The 21,214-nt window shown below is 54.5% G+C and carries 17 protein-coding genes; 14 read left to right on the forward strand and 3 right to left on the reverse strand.

Annotated features, from left to right (window positions below; genetic code table 11):
- The first annotated feature begins 86 nt into the window (after window positions 1–86).
- Both F7R27_RS08535 and F7R27_RS08540 read left to right on the forward strand, forming a co-directional pair.
- Complete coding sequence (locus F7R27_RS08535; protein ID WP_151703825.1) at window positions 87–440, forward strand: cupin domain-containing protein; 354 nt, start codon at window positions 87–89, stop codon at window positions 438–440.
- A 58-nt stretch (window positions 441–498) separates the two neighbouring features.
- Window positions 499–1,032: a hypothetical protein gene (locus F7R27_RS08540; RefSeq protein WP_151703826.1), complete on the forward strand. Its 534-nt coding sequence runs from the start codon at window positions 499–501 to the stop codon at window positions 1,030–1,032.
- Window positions 1,033–1,091: 59 nt separating this feature from the next.
- On the opposite strand, the gene F7R27_RS08545 is transcribed toward F7R27_RS08540, so the two are convergent.
- Window positions 1,092–2,900 (reverse strand): TRAP transporter permease, encoded by a 1,809-nt coding sequence (locus F7R27_RS08545; protein WP_151703827.1) that lies wholly within the window; start codon window positions 2,898–2,900, stop codon window positions 1,092–1,094.
- Window positions 2,901–2,965: 65 nt separating this feature from the next.
- The gene (locus tag F7R27_RS08550) at window positions 2,966–3,943 is read right to left on the reverse strand and encodes a TAXI family TRAP transporter solute-binding subunit (protein WP_151703828.1); all 978 of its coding nucleotides are present in this window, start codon (window positions 3,941–3,943) and stop codon (window positions 2,966–2,968) included.
- Window positions 3,944–4,117: 174 nt separating this feature from the next.
- Here F7R27_RS08550 and F7R27_RS08555 point away from each other — a divergent pair, with 174 nt between their 5' ends.
- From F7R27_RS08555 to F7R27_RS08565, 3 genes are read left to right on the forward strand one after another with little or no spacing between them, the layout of a single operon-like run.
- Complete coding sequence (locus F7R27_RS08555) at window positions 4,118–4,876, forward strand: SDR family NAD(P)-dependent oxidoreductase (protein WP_151703829.1); 759 nt, start codon at window positions 4,118–4,120, stop codon at window positions 4,874–4,876.
- A gap of 59 nt (window positions 4,877–4,935) precedes the next feature.
- Window positions 4,936–5,865 (forward strand): SPOR domain-containing protein, encoded by a 930-nt coding sequence (locus F7R27_RS08560; protein ID WP_151703830.1) that lies wholly within the window; start codon window positions 4,936–4,938, stop codon window positions 5,863–5,865.
- A 25-nt stretch (window positions 5,866–5,890) separates the two neighbouring features.
- Entirely contained in the window at window positions 5,891–7,699 is a 1,809-nt protein-coding gene (locus tag F7R27_RS08565) for an ABC transporter ATP-binding protein (RefSeq protein ID WP_151703831.1), read from the forward strand.
- A gap of 12 nt (window positions 7,700–7,711) precedes the next feature.
- Here the strand turns inward: F7R27_RS08565 and F7R27_RS08570 are convergent, their stop codons facing one another.
- On the reverse strand, window positions 7,712–8,311 hold the full coding sequence (locus F7R27_RS08570) for a LysE/ArgO family amino acid transporter (protein WP_151703832.1): 600 nt from the start codon (window positions 8,309–8,311) through the stop codon (window positions 7,712–7,714).
- 97 nt (window positions 8,312–8,408) lie between these two features.
- Here F7R27_RS08570 and F7R27_RS08575 point away from each other — a divergent pair, with 97 nt between their 5' ends.
- The 9 genes from F7R27_RS08575 to F7R27_RS08615 all read left to right on the forward strand — a co-directional run bounded on the left by F7R27_RS08575 (window position 8,409) and on the right by F7R27_RS08615 (window position 21,128).
- The gene (locus F7R27_RS08575; RefSeq protein WP_151703833.1) at window positions 8,409–9,287 is read left to right on the forward strand and encodes a LysR family transcriptional regulator ArgP; all 879 of its coding nucleotides are present in this window, start codon (window positions 8,409–8,411) and stop codon (window positions 9,285–9,287) included.
- Window positions 9,288–9,626: 339 nt separating this feature from the next.
- On the forward strand, window positions 9,627–12,422 hold the full coding sequence (locus tag F7R27_RS08580) for a monovalent cation/H+ antiporter subunit A (RefSeq protein WP_151703834.1): 2,796 nt from the start codon (window positions 9,627–9,629) through the stop codon (window positions 12,420–12,422).
- Window positions 12,422–12,778, forward strand: coding sequence for a Na+/H+ antiporter subunit C (locus F7R27_RS08585; protein ID WP_151703835.1), 357 nt, complete (start codon window positions 12,422–12,424; stop codon window positions 12,776–12,778). The genes F7R27_RS08580 and F7R27_RS08585 overlap by 1 nt, the downstream gene beginning before the upstream one ends.
- On the forward strand, window positions 12,778–14,298 hold the full coding sequence (locus tag F7R27_RS08590; RefSeq protein WP_151703836.1) for a monovalent cation/H+ antiporter subunit D: 1,521 nt from the start codon (window positions 12,778–12,780) through the stop codon (window positions 14,296–14,298). Before F7R27_RS08585 ends, F7R27_RS08590 begins: the two co-directional genes overlap by 1 nt.
- On the forward strand, window positions 14,295–14,798 hold the full coding sequence (locus F7R27_RS08595) for a Na+/H+ antiporter subunit E (protein WP_151703837.1): 504 nt from the start codon (window positions 14,295–14,297) through the stop codon (window positions 14,796–14,798). Before F7R27_RS08590 ends, F7R27_RS08595 begins: the two co-directional genes overlap by 4 nt.
- Window positions 14,792–15,061 carry a K+/H+ antiporter subunit F gene (locus F7R27_RS08600; protein WP_151703838.1) on the forward strand — a complete coding sequence of 90 codons (270 nt, stop codon included), beginning with the start codon at window positions 14,792–14,794 and terminating at the stop codon, window positions 15,059–15,061. The genes F7R27_RS08595 and F7R27_RS08600 overlap by 7 nt, the downstream gene beginning before the upstream one ends.
- 13 nt (window positions 15,062–15,074) lie before the next feature.
- A complete protein-coding gene (locus F7R27_RS08605; protein WP_151703839.1) occupies window positions 15,075–15,458 on the forward strand; it encodes a Na+/H+ antiporter subunit G in 384 nt (127 codons plus the stop codon).
- Between the two features lie 194 nt (window positions 15,459–15,652).
- Window positions 15,653–19,945, forward strand: coding sequence for a PAAR domain-containing protein (locus F7R27_RS08610; protein ID WP_151703840.1), 4,293 nt, complete (start codon window positions 15,653–15,655; stop codon window positions 19,943–19,945).
- 13 nt (window positions 19,946–19,958) lie between these two features.
- Entirely contained in the window at window positions 19,959–21,128 is a 1,170-nt protein-coding gene (locus F7R27_RS08615) for an outer membrane protein assembly factor BamB (RefSeq protein WP_168927464.1), read from the forward strand.
- Window positions 21,129–21,214 lie beyond the last annotated feature (86 nt).

Raw genomic sequence — 21,214 nt, forward strand, 5'->3', positions numbered from 1 at the left:
CACGCGGTCTTTGTGAATATTGCAGCCTTGAAATAAGCTCAAAGCAGTGTAATGATCGAACTGATCACCCATCACCGAGAGCCTCTATGAATATTACAGATCTGATCGATGTTACCCTGCCAGCAGATGATACTGATTCATTCCTGCCAGATGCCCATAAAATCATCAGTGGCAGCCCAGTTCAGCGCGTCTGGAATCTGATGAGTTCCGCGGATGAGCGCTTTCACAGTGGCATCTGGGATTGCCAGGCCGGACACTGGCGCATTCAGTATACGGAAGATGAGTATTGCCACATTCTGGAAGGAGAATCGATCATTCATGACGGCCAGGGTGGCAGCAAACAGGTCTGTGCCGGCGATCACTTTCTGATACCTGCCGGGTTCAGTGGCTCCTGGGAAGTGCCGGTTTACTGCCGCAAAATCTACGTGGTTTATGAATAAACCAGATAACGTCCAGCCGATACATGACCATTCAGGACCACCGATTCAGGAGCCACCCATGCGCATCGCAACCCTCGGCCCTGCCGGCAGTAATCACGAACTGGTGCTGACACGCTATATACAACGCAAGCAACTCCTGCAGGCCGAGATACTGCTTATCAGCCACTTTGAAGACGCGTTTCAGGATCTGATCAGCGGTCGCATTGATTACCTGCTACAGTGCACCGCTCACCCTTCACACGGTGAATGCGTCGGGCGCTTCATGCATCGCGCCTTTCCGATAGACTGTTTTATTGATGAGAGCAAACCTCTGGCCCTGCTGGCACGCACCGATACCCCACACCCGCAGCGTCTCGGACTGCAGCCTGCCACACGCCACTACACAGATTTGAGTGAGTTCTCTACCCAGATAGATCTTCCTTCCATTGTCACTGTGGCTGAGCAACTGCTGAGCGGGGAGATCGAAGCTGGCATCTGTGCCGAAGAGGTACTGCAGCAGCACCCGGATCAGTTAAGGCTGCTCAAACCTCTGGGTGCTGCGCTGGATGTATGGGTGTTGTTCGGCAGGCACAAAGCGGGCATGGAGGCGTAGCACGCCCCCGCATCCGCTCGCTGTTCACTTAACACTGACTTACATAACTCTCAGCTTACTTAAAAAGCAAAGATCACAGCCGCACCGATCACCACCAGCAGCAGTCGCAACCAGGCTGCGCGACGCGCAATCACACCGTAGGAGATAGCCGTCAGACCGATAGCGATCTTGACGCCGTCATAGATCGCCGCTGTTGGATCAAAGGCAAGGCGAATCACATCCGGATTGGCGACCATCGCCAGCGGGATGATATAGAGACCTATCCCCAGCGCCATCGCCTTGATCGCGACTTTGAGCCAGTTCTCATCCACCATCCCTGCCGCAATGAACACACACCCACAGACCGGCGGTGTGATCGTTGACAGCAGCGCAAACCAGAACACAAACAGGTGTGCCAGCAGCGGCTCAAGCCCCAGCGCTATCAAGGCCGGCCCCGCCACCGACACGCAGATCACATAAGCCGCAGTAGTTGGCACCTCCATTCCGAGCACCAGACAGGCCAGCGCGGTCAGCAGCAGTGCCGGCCAGAGCATCTGGTTCGAGAGCGACAGGATGCCCGAAGTGATCTTGACGCCAAGCCCCGTCAGCGAGAGCACGCCGATCACCAGCGACGCACAGATGATGATGGCACCGATGATCGCCACCTGCCGGCCCGAGGTGACCGCCGCTTCGGCCATTTTTCTGCCGAATCCTCTGATCGAGAACTTCAGCTTCACATCAAAGAAGAGCAACAGCATACCGGCAAAGATCGCCACACTGGCTGCATACTGGGGTGTATAGCCGCCAAGGAAAATACGTTCCAGCAGGAGAGCAAAGGGCACGGCAAAGAACAGCGAGGTGATCCACACCTCCTTGCTGCTTGGCCTGTCACTCTCAGCCAGAGGGCGCAGTTCATGGCGCGTGGCATAGGCATTGATCCCGACCCAGACGGTCACGAAATAGAGTATCGCCGGCAACAGCGCTGCTGCCATGATCTGGGTATAGGGGGTTCCGGTCAGCTCGACCATGACAAACGCACCCGCTCCCATGAGCGGCGGCATGATCTGCCCACCAGATGAGGCCACAGCTTCGACAGCACCCGCCAGCGAACGCGGATAGCCCAGCCTGACCATGCTGGGGATGGTGATGGCGCCGGTGGACGCCACATTGGCAGATGCGGAACCAGAGATCGAACCCATCAACGCTGAGGAGATCACCGACACCTTCGCAGCACCGCCACTGAGACGTCCGGCAACCACGTTGGCCATGTTCATGAAGCCTCGCCCGGCCTCACCGGCATTCAATACGGCACCGAAAATCACGAAAATGGCGACCACGCCAACACTGACACCGGTCAGAGATCCCCACAATCCACCTTCGGCAATGGTCAGGGTACCGACAAAGCTCTGCATCGGCAGCCCCGGATGACCGAACTGGCCAGGAATATGCTCACCGAAGACGGCATACATCAATGCGACAACCGCCACCATCGGCAGCGGCCAACCTATGGCACGTCGCGCGGCCTCCAGCACCAGAACAATCAGAAAAACACCGATGACCATCTGTAGGGGAGTATCGATAAATCCATACTGATTGGACAAGGCGCGTTCATTGAACACGATATAGGCACAAGCCGCCATACCAAGCAGCGTCAGTACCCAGCCACTGTAAAGCTGCAAGCGGGTGCGGGCGGCAAAGATCAGTATCCAGGGCAGTGCCAGCGCCAGATGTATCGGGCGGCTGATCAACGCAGGCGTCAGGCCGTAAAAGATCAGTCCCAGATGAAAGACCATCGTGATCGCCCCGAGTACAACCCAGGCTGGATGAAAGGACAGTTCAGTATTGGCAGATGTTGCTGTGGAGAGTTCTGTTGCAGATGAAATCGACATATCCTGCGTTCCCGGTCAGGCAAAAGCCTGCCACAGCCGGATTCGGCCATGGCAGATTCAGTGGATCAGCGCAGGCTATCCGGCACTGCGATTCCGGCTTCATCATAATAGCGCAACGCACCCGGGTGAATACCACCGGCGATATTGGCGACCATATCAGGCGTGATACTTCCCCACCAGGCGGTTTCAGCAGCCATCGCATCACGACGCTCCCAGAAGGTTTTGGTCAGCGTGTAAGCAGTATCATCGTCCATAGCGGTCGTGGTATAGGCGATAACCGGCAAAGAGGTGGTCTGAACATCCTGATCAACACCGGTATAGGTGCCTGCGGGGATGGTCTGGCGTGCCGCACCGGTCAGGGCTATCTGCTCGTCGGTCAGGCTGACCAGGCTGATCTTTTTGCTGGCAGCGGTTTCAATGACGTTGGGCGTAGGAAAGGAGCTGGCTGTGACAAAGGCATCTATCTGGCCATTTTTCAGCGCATCCGGGCCACTGCCTATCTGAGCATCGGCTACGCGGACTTTATCTGTCAGGCCAAAGAGTTCCAGATAGCGTTCCGCTTCACGAGCTCCGAAGGTTCCGCGCCCGATCAGAATATGCTTGCCCTCCAGCTCTTCAAGACCGATCACCCCATCGCCATCGGCGACCACAAAGTGCATGGTGATGGCAGGAATCGGGAAGAGCCCACGGATATCTTTAAAGCGCTCGCTCTGGCGTTCAGCAAAAGGCCCCTCACCTGCTACGGCCTGATTGATCAAGCCTGGCGGCGTGGTGAATACGTAGTTACTCTGGCGCGCCATCACTTCCATGACGTTCTGCACCGAGCCCTGACTCTCTTCCAGCGTCAGTATGACATCGCCACCGGTGCCGATACGAATCGCTTCAGAGAGCTCAACACCCATCTGATAATAGGCTGTACCGGCAGAGGCTGATTTATAGGTGACACGGGTTTCGGCATGAGCTGTAACGGCTGTCGCACTGACGGCAATAACCGCAGCGGTGAGCAGATGACGTGCTGAAGGGAAAAGTCTGAATCCGGACATGTGTAACTCCTGTATTTTCCAATGAAGGAAAATCTGTTCATTCATTATTTTTATGGAACACTATTTGGATAATGCATGATTTTGATAGATCAATGTTTTCTATAGCGATGATAAGTGTGACAGTATCCTGTCATAATTAATTAAGAATCTCGAATATATAGTGGAGTTACGCAAATGCCAAGCAGAGTTGCCGTTGTCATCGGTGCCGGTGGTGGTATCGGCAGCACCATCGCAGCTGAATTGATCAAGGCGGGGGATAAGGTGTATCTGCTCGACCTGGAAAGCAATCGTCATCGGCTGATGGAAGAGCTGGTGCAGAGGTCTGGCGGCCGAGCCGAGTTCATCCCCTGTGACCTGAGTGACTCAGAAAGCATTCGATCCGCTTTCAAAATCCTGGCCGACACAGACGGCAGGCTGGATTGCTGCATTAATGCTGCCGGAATTATTCGACGCGGTGCGTTTGTGGAGCTCAGCGAGAAAAGCCTGTTTGAGATGGTCAACATCAATATCACTGGCAGTTTTATCGCACTGCAGACAGCTGCTGAGCTGATGATAACCTCTGGTGGTGGCCGTATCGTTAATCTGACATCCGTGCATGGCTTGAGAACAACCGATCAGCGCGCTGCCTATGCGATGTGTAAAGGTGCAATGCTCTCACTGACCAGAGCGCTGGCTGTCGAACTGGCACCTCACGGCATACTGGTCAATGCGGTGGCTCCTGGCCCTGTATCAACCGGTATGCAGGAGGGCACTTCGGCTTCCCGTTCACGCTGGCAAAGCAGTACTCCCCTCGGGCGAGTGGCCAGCAGTATCGAAGTGGCTCGCGCCGTAATGTTTCTGGCATCTGCCGAGAACAGCTTCATCAATGGCGACACACTCATCATTGATGGCGGCGCCAGCGTCTCGATGGGATCCATTACTGAGCAGTCATAATATGCTATGGTCAGCAAAAAGAGTGCAGCCAAGGAATTTCATGGAGTACAGGCATAGCTATGCAACTGCAGATCAATAACCGACAGCCCCTTACAGTTTTTCTGCTGGCCATCTTCCTGTGCTTGCCGGTAACCGCGCAAGCACGTGATGCCGAAACTCAGTACCGAAAGGGGCAGCAGCATCGACTGCAGGCTAGCAAGCCATCAGAAGTAGCACTAGCAGAGTCCTATCTGCTCAAGGCTGCCAGACTGGGCCACCTCGCCGCCCAGACCGAACTGGGTACTCTTTACTATCTGGACTTCCCAGACTCACCACGACTGGATTCTGCACATTACTGGTGGCAAACAGCCGCCCGCAGCGGTGACCCTCGTGCGCAGCATCTGCTGGGACTTTTCTATCTTAATGGCCAGATCAGCGGTCAGGAAAAAGGCCAGCCGGATCTGGTACGAGCCCATGCATGGACCAGTCTGGCTGCCGATGCAGACCTTCCAGAAGCCTTGGACACACTCAGATCTCTGGAGGAGAAGCTCGACAGCACGCAGATCCAGGTTGCACGTCAGTTTCGAGAATCCCTGCCGGTGATGCGTCAGGCTGTGGCAGCACGCACTCAACCTCGCTCTGTACCGACACCCTCACCTGTCGCACTGTCATCATCAGTTGCGCGGCCCTCATCACCTGCTCTGACCTCACCAACCGCTCCGCTCGAAGAGGTCAGCGAAAGCGTACCAGCAGGCTATTTCGTTCAGAGTGGCGCACTGGCTGATGCCACTATTGCCCAGCGAGAGTTACAGCGCATACATGCCAGAATAGATCGCAATACCCATAAGGGCTTCGTAAAACCGCTGAACAATGCCAATGGACGCTGGTTATATCGTCTGTTGACCGGTCCTTTTGCCGAGCGCAGCGAGGCTGCCAATCTCTGTGCAGAACTGAAGGATCTGGGAGAGGATTGTTTTGTGGTAGCTGAGTTTCCCGATACAGATACCTGACCTCTAACTCCCTTGGATTCTTCTTATGTCCAGCACTTCAAGCTTCAAAGCTCTGTGGCGCCTGCTGCAATACGCTCGCGGCTATCGCCGTCGTATCATCGCAGCCTCCACCTGCTCGGTGATCAACAAGATTTTTGACATAGCACCCGAGATTCTGATCGGTATCGCCATCGATGTGGTCGTCAATCGTGATGAGAGTTTTGTCGCTCGCCTGGGTTTTGTCACGCCGGAGCAACAGATCATGATGCTGGGCGTCCTGACCTTTTTCATCTGGGCCGGTGAATCCCTGTTTGAATATCTCTATCAGATTCTGTGGCGAAATCTTGCACAGCGCCTGCAGGCCGATCTGCGACAGGACACCTATGAGCATCTGCAGCAACTGGATATGGGCTATTTTGAGTCGCAGAGCTCCGGTCGTCTGGTGTCGATCCTGAATGATGATGTCAATCAGTTGGAGCGCTTTCTGGATGGTGGCGCGAATGCGATGATCCAGGTGGTGGTGACGGTGCTGGCCGTAGGCGCGGTATTTCTTGTGCTGTCCCCCCAGATCGCGCTGCTGGCCTTCACCCCGATTCCGGTGATCATCTGGGGCGCCTTCTATTTCCAGCAGAAAGCCAGCCCACTCTATATGGATGTGCGGGAAAAGGTCGGTGAACTGGCCAGCCGCCTGGCCAACAATATCGGCGGCATAGCCACCATCAAGAGCTTTACGGCCGAGGACCGGGAGGCAGAGCGCCTGCGGGTCAGCAGTGAAGCCTATGTTGAAGCCAACCGCCAGGCGATCAGAATCAGCTCCGCATTCATTCCTGTGATCCGCATGGCGATTCTGGTGGGTTTTCTGGCCACCTTTATTGTCGGTGGTCTGAAAACACTCGATGGCACACTGAATGTCGGCGCCTATGGTGTGCTGGTCTTCCTCACTCAGCGCCTGCTCTGGCCACTGACCGGTCTGGCCCAGGTGATTGATCTGTTTGAGCGTGCCATGGCCAGTACGCGACGCATACTGGATCTGTTGCACACTCCGATTCATGTCAGCAACGGCCATCTGAAGCAGCTACCTGAAACGGTCAGAGGGGAAGTGGTATTTGATCAGGTCAGTTTCACCTACCCTTCCAGCCAGGCCGGTATCAAGGATATCAGTCTGACCGTCAAAGCCGGTACCACCCTCGCGTTGGTCGGTGCAACCGGGTCGGGAAAATCAACGCTGATCAAACTGCTGCTGCGCTTTCACCAGGCGGATCAGGGCAGAGTATTTCTGGATGGAACGCCGATCGAAACCCTGGATATGAAGGCCCTGCGTGGCCACCTTGGACTGGTCAGTCAGGAGGTGTTTCTGTTTGAGGGGACAATCCGCGACAACATCGCCTACGGCAGACCCGATGCCAGCGACGAACAGATCATTGACGCCGCCCGCTCGGCCGAGGCCTGGGAGTTCATCACCCGCTTGCCAGAAGGGTTGAACACGGCAGTTGGTGAGCGAGGCGTGCGCCTGTCCGGTGGGCAGCGTCAGCGCCTGTCACTCGCCAGGGCCTTGCTGAAGGACCCCGCCATACTGATTCTGGATGAAGCAACCAGTGCCGTGGATAACGAAACGGAAGCCGCCATCCAGCGCTCACTCAGGCATATTGCACACCAGCGCACGGTGATCATGATTGCACACCGACTGTCGACCATCGTGCATGCCGACAACATCGTCGTGATTCATCAGGGTGAACTGATTGAACAGGGTAACCATGAACAGTTGATTGCCGCTGGCGGACTCTATGCCCAGCAGTGGAAGGTGCAGACCGGACAAATCAGTGAGGTGGAGCCGATCCCTGGCACCGCCTTCTGAAGCATGCCGTGATCAGGCAGGCAGCAGGGACGCCGCCACCAGCAACATCAGGCATCCGATCACTGAGTCAAACCAGCGCCAGCGGGTCGGTGAGCTGAGAAAACGGCTCAACCGCCCCGCCATGCTGGTCAGCGACACAAACCAGAAGCAGGATGCCATCGCCGCACCCAGGACAAACAACGCTGGAGCCGCCTGTTGTGCGCCAACACTGCCGATCAGTATGACCGTATCCAGATAGACGTGCGGATTGAGCAGCGAGATCATCATCGCCTGCAACGCAATACCGCCAGCACTTGCAGTCGGGCCAGCTGCGTTTGTCTGCAGCCCGCTCGAGCCCTGCCAGGCCCTTCGAAAAGCACCGATAGCCAGCCAGCTCAGCAAGCCAATCCCCAACCAGGTCAGCACCGGCACCAGCAGCGGTACATAGCCCTGCACGATACTCAGACCATATACACCCAGAATGATCAATGAGGTATCTATCGTGATACACACTGCCGCAATCACCTGCGGATGCTCACCCCGGATACTTTTACTCAACACCCAGGCATTCTGCGCCCCTATCGCTATGATCAGGCCCAGTGCGACAACAAATCCGGTTAGCAGTGATCCCATAATACCCTCTTGCTCCTCACTCTATTGAGTGACAGAGCTTAGGCCTGCCGCTATTATTAATCCAACGAATAATAATACTGATACATTAATAATACTTATGATTGATTATCGCCTGTTGAGTGCTCTCGCTGCCGTAATCGAACAGCGCGGGTTTGAAAAAGCCGCACAGAAGCTTCATCTGACACAGTCGGCGATCAGTCAGCGCATTCGTCAGCTGGAGAATCAGATGGGGCAGCCTGTTCTGCAACGCTCGACTCCACCGAAGCCGACCGATCTCGGTATCCGCCTGAACAACCACTATCAGCAGGTAAGACAACTTGAGGCCGGCCTTGGGCTGGTCAATGACAGGATGCCTCGGGATCTGGTGATCCGCCTGACAGTGAATGCCGATTCCCTTGCCACCTGGCTTGCACAGGCACTGGCCGCTTCACACCTGCGCGATGAAGTGACCTTTGATCTGGTGGTGGAGGATCAGGATGTCGGCCTGAGTCGTATGCGACGAGGTGAAGTGATGGCCTGCCTTTGTGCGGAAGGGAACCCGGTGAATGGCGGGAAATCGGTGTTTCTGGGTAACTTCCGTTACCGAGCTCTGGCCAGCCCTGATTTCATTTCACAATACCGACTGCATGAAGATCTGCTTCAAGGGCTTCAGCAGGCGCCTTGTCTGATTTTCAATAATGACGACCAGCTACAGCACCGTTTTCTGCAGCAGGCAGGTCTTGGTGCACCTGCACGCGTGCACTTCTGCCCGTCATCCGAGGGATTCATGCAACTGGCACAGGCTGGACTGGGTTACGGCATGATGCCGGAACTTCAGGCCGACTCACTGATAAAAAAGGGTTTACTGTGCGATATCCAGCCTGATTACTGCCTGGATGTACCGCTTTACTGGCACTACTGGCAAACCGAAAGCCCGGTGATGCGTCGACTGCGCGAAGGTGTCATACAGACTGCAAAACACTTTTTACGCGACTGAAAAGGTTGCTTTTCATCAAAACCACTGCTGCAACTGAGCATATTATACGTATATTCCCTAATACAATCAGCGAGTTAAGTGTTTATAAGCACTAATTGTAGACTCTAATCATTACCGCTATACTTCGATGGCTCTATTTTGAGCCACCAGGATAACAATAAGAAGTCGCATAACCTGTTCCGGTGTCTGTCCCGTTTTAATATCTGGAACAGCAGGTCGACGCACTCCGAAGCGATTCCAGGCCCTTTTATTCAAAGAGCGCTTCAAGTAGGTTTCAACCAGAGATCTACCAGATATTAACCAAGTTCAACCAGTTTTCGAACGGAGCATACAACCCCTATGAGTTTGTTCTGGATACCCCTGCTGCCTGCATTGGGTGTGTTGGTGCCGCTCTTCACCGAGCGTTTTGGACGCACACGCTGTGCCTGGGCGACAGCCGTAGCTCCGGCTCTGGCGTTGATTCTGGTTCTGCTGATGTCACCCAGCGTGTTCCGTGGTGAAACGCTTATCGCAACCGTCAACTGGATACCGGCACTCGGCATGAGCCTCTCCTTCCGTCTGGATGGACTGGCGCTGCTTTTCTCGCTGCTGATTCTCGGCATCGGTCTGCTGATCATCCTCTATGCTCGCTATTACCTGTCATCCAAAGACTCGATGAGCCGTTTCTACGCCTATCTCATCCTGTTCATGACAGCCATGCTGGGAATAGTGCTGTCCAACAACCTGATCCAGCTATGGATGTTCTGGGAGCTGACCAGTATCAGTTCGTTCCTGCTGATCAGCTTCTGGTCGGATAACTCTGATGCGCGCAAGGGTGCCCGTATGGCGCTCACCGTGACAGGTGCCGGTGGTCTTGCCCTTTTGGGTGGTCTGATCCTGATCGGGAAAATTGTCGGCAGCTACGATCTTGAAGTGGTGTTGAACAGTGGCGATCTGATCAAAGAGCATGCAGCCTACCCCATCGCGCTGGGCCTGGTGTTACTCGGTGCATTCACCAAATCGGCACAGTTCCCCTTTCATTTCTGGTTGCCGCATGCGATGGCCGCGCCGACACCGGTCAGCGCCTATCTGCACTCAGCGACCATGGTCAAGGCGGGTATATTCCTGCTGGCACGTTTTTATCCGGCATTGGCTGGCACCGATATCTGGTTTGTCACCGTCAGCCTGACCGGTCTTGCCACCCTGTTGATCGGTGCTTACGTAGCCCTGTTCAAGCACGATATCAAAGGACTGCTGGCTTATTCCACGGTCAGTCATCTGGGATTGATTACACTGTTACTGGGGCTGGGTACGCCACTGTCGGCAGTCGCTGCGATTTTTCATATCATCAACCATGCCATCTTCAAGGCCTCTCTGTTCATGGCGGCCGGCATCATTGACCATGAAACCGGCACACGAGATATGCGCATTCTCTGCGGACTATGGAAATATATGCCCCACACCGCCACTCTGGCGATGGTGGCTGCCGCCTCCATGGCCGGCGTGCCCTTGTTGAACGGCTTTCTGTCCAAGGAGATGTTCTTTGCCGAAACCCTGCACCAGCACACACTGGGTTCGCTGTCCTGGATGATCCCTGTGCTGGCAACGCTGGCGGCAGTTTTCTCGGTGGCCTATTCGCTGCGTTTTATTCACGATGTATTTTTCAATGGTGAGCCGGAAGACCTGCCCAAAACACCTCATGAGCCTCCACGCTTCATGAAGGTACCGGTCGAGATACTGGTGGCACTGTGTCTGCTGGTGGGTATTTTCCCCGGGTTTATCGTGGGGGGCTTACTGCACACCGCCTCCTCTGCCGTGCTGCTCGGAGATGTTCCTGAGTACAGCCTGTCGATCTGGCACGGATTCAACCTGCCGCTCTTGATGAGTTTTGTGGCACTGGCACTCGGCATCATCATCTATCATAACCGCCGCAAAATGTTCAAATTCCAGAGCCAGTTCCCTGAACCGGATGCCAAGCTGATCTTTGAACATGCCATCGTGAAGCTGGTCGATATCTGCCGTCGTTTCGTTGATCTGTGCGACAACGGTTCACTGCAGCGCTACATGTTCCTGCTCTTGTTGATGGTGGTGATCTTTGCCGGTAAGCCGCTGCTTGGTCTTTACGAGATTGAAGGATTGCGACCCCAGTTGCCGGTCGATCTGTTTACCCTGACCATGGCTGCGATCATGGTAATGGCAGCCATTGCAACAGTCGTCTGGCACCGCAAACGCATGCTGTCACTGATCACACTGTCGGTTGTCGGGCTGGTCGTATCCGTAGCGTTTGCCTACTTCTCAGCGCCTGATCTGGCGCTGACACAGTTGTCGGTTGAGGTGGTGACAGTCATTCTGCTGATGTTGGCACTGTTTTTCCTGCCGCAGAAAACGCCCAAGGAATCCAGCCCTCGCAGAGTGGTACGGGATCTGAGTATCGCTGCACTGATCGGTGGCATTATCGGCACCATCAACTACGCCATGCTGACGCGCCCCCTGTCCAGCATTTCGGACTACTTCCTCAATAACAGTGTATCCGGTGGCGGTGGCACCAATGTCGTCAACGTGATTCTGGTGGATTTCCGCGGCTTTGATACCTTGGGCGAAGCCTTGGTGCTGGGCATTGCTGCTCTGGGTATCTTCAAGCTGATCAACCGCATGCGCCTGTTCATGCCGTCCGGTGATGAGCAGGGGCGCCCCTGGACGCGCGACAGTCACCCGATGATTCTCGGCTCCGTATCCCAGGCCTTGCTGCCACTGGCACTACTGGTATCTGTCTATATTTTCCTGCGAGGCCATAGTCTGCCGGGCGGGGGCTTTATTGCCGGCCTGATTACTGCCGTAGCGATTATTCTGCAGTATATAGCCCACGGAGTGGATTGGGTGAAACCACGCCTGCGCATCAACTATGAGTGGGCAGTTGCAGTCGGCGTATTGATCGCAGCCCTGACAGGTATGGGAAGCTGGCTCTTTGGCAAACCCTTCCTGACCAGTTGGTTTGACTACTTCTCGCTGCCGTTTGTCGGCAAGTTCGAACTGGCCAGTGCCATCGCTTTTGACCTGGGTGTCTATATCACGGTTGTATCAGCCACACTGCTGATTCTTGCCAATCTTGGCAAGCTGACCACTTCACACCGAGCGACCATTAAGGAGAGTGATTGATGGAAGCGCTGTTTGCCTTCTGCGTGGGTGTTCTGACAACCTGCGGCGTATTCATGGTACTGCGTGGGCGTACCTTTCCGGTTGTGGTCGGGCTTACACTCCTCGGCTACGCCGTGAACCTTTTCCTGTTCTCGAGTGGTCGCCTGAGCATTGATGCGCCTGCCGTGATCAGCGGTGCTGAGCGTTACAGTGACCCACTACCCCAGGCACTGGTGCTGACTGCCATCGTGATAGGCTTTGCCATGACGGCCTATGTCGTGATCCTGGCTCTGCGTGGCCGAGCGGATCTGGGTAATGATCATGTCGACGGCCGCCTGCCGGAAGCTCCATCTCGTCAAGAGCGGGAGAAATCCTGATGCTGCATCTGGCGATTCTTCCCATTCTGATTCCGATGATCGGTGGACTGCTTCTGGTTTTGCCGCCCCTGCAAAACACGCTGTCACGTCAACGTATCGCATCCATCAGTATCTGCTCGCTGCTGCTGATCGCTTCGATTGTGCTGCTTCACAGCAGTTATACCGAAGGCACGCGCCTGTATATTCTGGGTAACTGGGTGCCACCTTTCGGTATTGTCCTGATTGCTGATCCTCTGGCAACGCTGCTGGTGACCCTGACCAGCCTGCTCGGTCTGGCTGCCCTGCTTTATGGTTGTGCCGGAGATGATCAGAAAGGGATGCATTTCCATACCCTGATGCTGCTGCAGATTGCAGGCGTCAACGGAGCATTTCTGACCGGAGATCTGTTCAACCTCTTCGTATTCTTCGAGATCCTGCTGATCGCCTCCTACGCTCTGCTGATTCATGGTGGCGGCAAGCAGAAAACCCAGGCCAGCCTGCACTATGTGATCCTCAACCTTGTGGGCTCCAGCATCTTCCTGTTTGCACTGGGCATCATGTACGGCATTCTCGGCACGCTGAATATTGCCGATATGGCCGTACAGGTCCGCGGACTCGATCCTGCCGAGCAGGCAATTGTGAAGGTTGCCGGTCTGCTGTTGCTGATCGTGTTTGGGCTGAAGTCAGCGATGCTGCCACTGCATTTCTGGCTGCCACGCACCTACTCATCGGCCAGCGCGCCGATTGCAGCACTGTTTGCGATCATGACAAAAGTAGGAATTTACAGCATTTTCCGTGTTCATACCGTCATTTTCGGTGATGAAGCAGGTGCCTTGGCCAATATCGCTCAGTTCTGGCTCTGGCCACTGGCACTTTTGACGCTACTGATCGGTGCTGCCGGAGTTCTGGCCAGCCCGAATCTGAGAATGCTGACCGCCAATCTGGTGATCATATCGGTCGGTACCCTGCTGGTGGCTGCAGCGCTTGGGCGTGTCGATGCCACCGCTGCTGCACTCTACTATCTGCTGCACACAACACTTGTTTCCGCTGCGATGTTCCTGATCGCCGACCTGATCGCACAGCAGCGCGGCAAGGCAGGCGATCGTTTTGTTCCAGCTCGCAGCATGGTGCAACGACACCTGCTGGGTGGGCTCTACTTTGTGGCCGCACTGGCACTGGTGGGCATGCCCCCACTGTCCGGTTTCGTCGGCAAGGCACTGATGATGCAGGCGGCTCAGACTGCGTCCGAGATGGCCTGGATCTGGCCTCTGATACTCCTCAGCGGACTTGCCGCCCTGATCGCTCTGTCGCGGGCTGGCACGACGCTCTTCTGGCAGGTCACCGGCACGGCGCGCGATGGCGAACCAGCCAGGAGAATCCAGTTGATGGCGGTTGCCATACTACTGTTGTCGTCGCCTCTGCTGGTCATCTTCGGCGGACCGATGACCGAGCTGACGCAAGCCGCAGCAACACAACTGCATGACACAGCTTATTCGGTTGATGCATTACTGCCGCTTTACCTTCCGGGAGGTGCAAAATGAAAGCCAAGCCCACCTACCGCTGGCTGCCAATGCCCTATCACAGCATTCTGCTGTTTATCACCTGGCTGCTGCTGAACAACACCATCGATAACGGACACCTTGTGCTGGGCGCATTTCTGGCCTTAGTGATTCCGCTGCTGACGGCAGGTCTGAGCAAGCCACAACCCGCCATGCATAAACCCTGGCTGACCATCAAACAATGCTTGCTGGTGTTGGGCGATATCGTCACGGCCAACATTGAGGTCGCAATACAGGTGATGGGGCCTCTGGAGAATCTCAATCCAGCCATGGTCGCTATTCCACTGGACCTGAATGCAGAACTGCCGATCACCCTGCTGGCGAGTACCGTATCTCTGACCCCCGGCACGGTCAGCGCAGAAGTATCCAGCTGTCGTGGCTATCTTTATGTGCATGTACTTAACCTGAAGGATGAGCAAGCGTTGATCAACACCATCAAGCAGCGCTATGAAGCCCCATTGAAGGAGATTTTCGAATGCTAGCCATCACCATCAACCTGGTCAGTGCCATCGTCTGTATTGCTCTGGTTCTGAATCTATGGCGGCTCTTTGTCGGACCTGAGCTACCAGACAGACTCCTGGCGCTGGATACCATGTATATCAACTGCATTGCCCTGATCATTCTGCTTGGTATGTGGCTGGGATCACCTCTCTATTTCGAGGCTGCCCTGCTGATTGCAATGCTTGGATTTGTCAGTACAGCCGCTCTGTGCAAGTACCTGCTCAGCGGCGATATCATCGAATAAGGACACAGTGCGCATGAATTTTTTCATCGAGTTGATCATCTGTATCTTTCTGTTGATCGGAGGGTTGTTCGTGCTGGTGGGTTCGGTCGGACTGATACGACTGCAGGACTTCTATACGCGCCTGCATGCCCCTACCAAAGCCACCACTCTGGGAATGGGCGGGCTGCTGATCGCCTCCATGATCATGTTCACGATTCAGGGAGGTGGGCTGAGTGTGCATGAGCTGCTGATCACGCTGTTTCTGTTTATCACCGCACCCGTCAGTGCGCACATGATGGCCAAAACCGCTCTGCATCAGAAAACACGCATGATGAAACGTACACAGAATCAGGAATTGTCTGAAACAGCCAGACTTCAGGAGCCGCCAGTTGATAAAAAAGCGACAGCCACTGAGTAAACCTGAATTCAACTCCTTGTGAATATGCGCCCATATCTCAAGGTGAGAAAAAAGTCGCCATATTAAGAAGTACTGGATATTGAGAGGGAGTTGGCAAACAATCCAACTCACGTTATAGTTTCGCCGCTGCTATTCAGGTCATAGGCAGCCTCATGCAGGAGCCCGCATGAGTCATTTTCAACAAGGAGCGTTTCATGAGCAAGCCCGCCGCCCGCTTAGGCGACAAACACGTCTGTTCGTCCACTACCAGCAAAGGCACCCCGATCACCAGCGGCTCTCCGGATGTCTTCATCGGTAATCATCCGGCGGCACGTGTGGGCGATACGGTGGCATGTGGTACGCCTCCAGCGGTGATCACCACCGGCTCCTCCAGCGTATTTATCAATGGCCGACCAGCGGCACGCATGTTGGATGGCACTTCCTGCGGTGGTGTGATTATCGAGGGGCTGGGCACGGTACTGATCGGTGGCGGCTCCGTCGGTGCGCCACGTGAAGGCGAAGCTGATACAGTTGCACCTTGCTCCCCGAGCTGCGGCAACCCGGTCAATCCCATTCTCGGCGCCAAACTTCTGCCCGCCAGTACCGATTTTGCCCTGCCGGCACCAGCTCCGTTTGTTTTCAGCCGCGGCTATGTGTCCAGCAATGCACAGGTCGGGATTCTGGGACAGGGCTGGTCGGTGACGGGGAACAATCTCCGGCTGACACTGGAGCCGCCTGAAGAGGAGGAATCAGACGCGTCTGAGGCGGCCTCTGAGTCAGCGGGTATCCCTGATCTGACTGCTGAAGCACCCAATGACGACTCCGCTGCACAGTCGAAACCCTCCCTGATCCTGCAGGATGCCCACGGGCGGCGTATACGCTTTACCGCGCTTGAATCCGGTTGCATGGCGTTTTCCGACACCGAGCAGTTCTGGCTCGCCCGCGGTGGTCTCTGGTCACCCGAGGATCACCCGCTGCAGCACCCTGCGTTCCAGGGCCTGAACGAGATCGATACGCTGAATGACACCTACTACTTCGTGTCTACCGGCCAGCGGGTGTATCTGTTAAAGCCTGGCCCTGTCCCTGACAGCTGGCAACTGGCCGCTGAGTACACGCATCAGGGCTACTGCACCCAGTATCAACGCGATGCTGCCGGTAATATCCAACAGGTGATCGACAGCGCCGGACGCCGGTATCATTTTCACTACCAGTCGTCGCCCGCGTTGCAAGACGGCGATCCCGGTGTCCGCCTGACCTCGGTCAGTCTGCTATCTGATCATCTGCAGGTGGCCAGTGATGTGGCAGGTGGTGTTGTAGGTGGTGTTGTAGATAGCAGCGACGATGAGGCGGTCGGCACGCTGGTCAGCTTCAGCTACAACGCCAGTGGTGACCTGATCGCCGTGCATGACCGGGCCAACCGGATCGTGATTCAGTATCAGTGGCAGAATCATATCCTGACCGGTTATACCGTCCCCGGGCGCCTGACGATGCGCTACGAATGGAGCGAGCACACCCCCGAAGGCAAGGTGCTGCGCCAGATAGAGGTGGACGGCCTGACCCGCACCTATGACTATCAACCCACCCATACAAGCGTGACCGACAACCTCGGGCGTGAAGAACGCTATGCGTTCGTCGGCAGCGGCCCCGGTCTGCGCTGGCACGCCCACCACCGGGCCGATGGCAGTGAACTGCATTTCAACTACAACGGCGATGGTCAGCGCATATCTGAGATCGATCCGCTGGGCGGAGTTACTGTCTTCCAGCGCGACAGCCTGGGCCATCTGAGCAGCTTACGTCTGCCCACCCGAGAGATCTATACGTACCGACGCGACCCTCTGGGCCGTCTGACCAAGGTGACCACACCCGATAATGCCGTGCGCCAGTTTACCTATGATGATCGGGGCAATCTCACGTCGATCATCGATGCCAATGAGCACCGTACCCGCTTCGAGTACGGACTCCGGGCGTTACCCGATCGCCCCACACGTTGGATCGATCCCGAGGGCGCAACCCATCGCTATACCTGGACATCCCTCGGTCAGCTCGCCAGTATCACTGACTGTTCCGACCACACCACCCAGTATGTCTACAACGCACTGGGTCAGTTGATCCGTACCACCGATCCACTGAAACAGATCACTGAGTTTGCCTACAACGCTGTTGGCCAGCGCATCAGCGTCACCCTGCCGGATCGCACCCAACTGAAGTACGCCTATAATGAGCACGGCTTGCTGACCCAGGCCAGCGATGCCAAGGGGGTGTACCAGACCCTGCGCTATGATGACCAAGGCCAGGTCATCGCCGAGACCGATGCCAATGGCCATACCCGTCAGTATCGTTACGATATCGCCGGTCGGTTAACGGAGATCATCAATGCCCAGGGCGCATCCTACCACTTTGAATATGATGTGATGGATCGGGTGGTGCGCGAGGTCGGCTTTGATGGTCGGGAACGCCGCTATACCTATAACCGATGTGGCGATCTGATCCAGCAGCAGGAAGTGGTCAACGCTGAAACGCACACAACCAAGATGTATTATGACGGCGTAGGTCGCTTGCTGGCCCGTGAACTGCCCGCCACCGAGTTGTCGCCGACGCTGCTGGAGCAGTATCGTTATGATGCCGCCGGTCGGATGATTCAGGCGGATAATATCTATGCCCGGGTGGAGTGGGCCTACGACCCCACCGGCGCACGCCTGATAGAACAGCAATGGCATAAGAACGCGCACCTCGCGCTGCAATATGCCGAGGCTAATCCACCGGAACACAATGATCAGCTTCTGCCCCCCTTGACCACGGATCTGGTGGTTTGGGAGTGGCGTAACGAAACGGAATACAACGCTCAGGGCATTCCCCGGATCTCGCAGCAGGGTGAGCATGCCATGGGGGCCCTCCTCTACGGCAGCGGGCATCTGCTGGCCCTGCGTCTGGGTAATCTGGAGATGACGCTGGAGCCGGATGCATTGCACCGCGAGCAACAGCGCCAGATCAAGGCACGTTCTCAGGCACAACCCTTAATGCAGCGTGAGCGGCGTTACAGCCCCGTTGGCTTACTGGCAGCACAACGCGATATCTACCTCGGTGGCACTCAACCACTCAGTGATCACTCCGACCCAATCCAGATCAACCAGTACCAGTACGATGCCCGTTACCGCCTGACCGGCATCACCCAGTCCGTGCCGCCACTGGAGTCCGGTCAGCCGCTGATCACGCAACAGACCCAGGCGTATCAGTATGACCCCAGTGGGCGTTTGACCGGCAGTTCGCTGTACAGCCCTCACTACCCGACCCGCAACACCGAACAGCACTACACCTTGGATAAGGAAGGCAACCGCGTCGGCTCCGGCGCCCATGCTGACCCCACCGCCTGTCACAGCAACCGCCTTGAGCAGTTGGGTCATACACAGTTCCGCTACGATGATGCTGGCAACCTGATAGAGCGCCGTGCATCTCAGGATCTGCAAACCCTGCAGTATGACGGCCTGCACCGTCTCTCCTGCGTTGAACGCCAACGCCCCGGCTATCCCACCACAAAAACCTATTACCTCTACGATGCCCTGTCGCGCCGCATCTGCAAACAGATCATCCCCGAACGCAGCCAAAGCCACAGCATCCGCTACGGCTGGGACGGCGATCAACTGGTGCATGAAGACAACGGCGATCAACGCACCACCGTGTTCTACGAACCTGGCAGTTTTGTCCCACTGTTCAGAGTGGATGAAACCAAACGCACCGAAGCGTTTGATGAACACTGGATGCTCAGGGAGCCACAGGATCAGTCAGACAAGCCCACATACGACACTCACTACAGCGCCTTTGTCACTGACCACCTCGGCACCCCGCTGAAACTGATCGGCTCAGACGGACACCTGCTGTGGACCGGCAAGCCGGATGATTGGGCGGCGATCCGAGACGAAAAAGCCGTCCCGGACCTGAAACAACCGATCCGCTTCCAAGGGCAATGGCTGGATGAAGAAACCGGGCTCTATTACAACCGCTATCGGTATTATGATCCGAGGCAAGGGCGCTATATCACTCAGGACCCCATCGGATTAGCGGGTGGGATGAACAGTTATGCCTATGTGAGTAATCCAAAGGGGTGGGTTGATCCATTGGGGTTAAACCCTGTTAGTGTAGCTGTTGAAGTGGGCGTAGTAGGTCGGGATCTCTACTGTTATAAACAAGGTAAGTTGTTGAGTGATGCAATGGAACAAGGAATACCTGAGATTGATAAACATCGTAAAGAAATGGAAGCATTAAGTAAGGACAGTAATATTACAGATTGCAAAGTAAGAAGAAAAAATCAAATGGCACTTCCTTACAGTAATGAAGAAATAGAAAAAAAGTACAATCAGTGCTTAGTGAAGGCCGATAAGGATTATAGGGATCGTTTAGAACAGAATCATACCCTCATAGAGGATATGATAGAGCAACGCCAAGCTGACTATGATCGTTTGAAATGTGATAGTCCGACTGCTCTAAACCGCATAAAAGTTAAAAAATATTAATGTCATGATTGAAATGAATCGTTCAAATTTCAAATACATACTGATATGGCTTTTTATATTATCAGTATTGAGTGCTATTTTCTTATACATCAAAGATAGCCATCGTCAAAGTGAGATATGGAGCTTTAAAACCTTAAGTCTTTCTACCAGCCGTATGCTGCTGCATGATAATAATATTTACTTCACGGATCAGGCTAATCACGTATATTCACTTTCCACTGATGGAGATCTGAATTGGAAGTTAGATTTGGGATGCCCTATTACAACGTTAAAAAAAATAATTATTTACGAAAAATATATCGCTGCGATAACTGCCGCCAGCTATCAGACTTTATATCCCGAAACAGTGACTAGCTGTCAGAATGAAGAACGGCTCCATATTATTGATCGCAATAAGGGCAAGTTGATTAACATAAAAGGAGGGGATTTAATTTATTCGAATGGTTTTTTTAATGGAAAGGTTTACTATTCAACGTCATCTGGTTTATACAAAAGCGAAATCACTGGCACTGAGGAAGAAATAATTATTGATAGTGATATTGAAGGTGATATGACACGCTCTTTATCTTCTCATTTCTCCTTCCATGATTCAATGCTATACATGAAAAATATGGATCAACATGTGTTTGCTTTTGACTTGATAAGCGATGAAATAAAATGGCAGCATGCTTCCGATTGGCAGCCAGATCAAAAAGACTCGGTAGAGCCCACTCGCACATCTCGTTCACTGGTTTATGATGAAGGTGTAATTTATACAGTCAACAAAGTTCAACATTCAACAGCAGCCGATGTCTATGCCTTTGATGCTGAAAGTGGTGTTATTTTAGGACGTTACCGCATTGAAGCTGGTGCAAGCCCTGGGCGCCTGTCAGCTTCTGATAAATACATTTATATTCCATCAAGAGATTCACGAGTTCATGCTTTAACCAAACGTGACCTTTATCCTGTTTGGGATGTGCCCACCATCGGGCCAGTTCGAGGGGCGATGGTACCTTATCAAGGAGTCGTCTACGCAGGAACACAAGCGGGTAGCATTATTGGCCTTGATGAAGAAACAGGTGAGCGTGTCTATCGCTACCCTACTGATGATCCGATTCCTGGGACACCTGCGATTCAGGATGGCATCATCTATTTTGCCACCAATGGTGGCTCAATTCATGCAGTGCGCTTACCTGACAAATAAAGATCATTTGGAACACTTTCGCTCTTTAACAATTCTCAATAAACAATACAGCGATACAGATTGATATCTGTGCCGCCATACTCATT

Source organism: Nitrincola alkalilacustris (assembly GCF_008973755.1).
Lineage (GTDB): Bacteria > Pseudomonadota > Gammaproteobacteria > Pseudomonadales > Balneatricaceae > Nitrincola > Nitrincola alkalilacustris.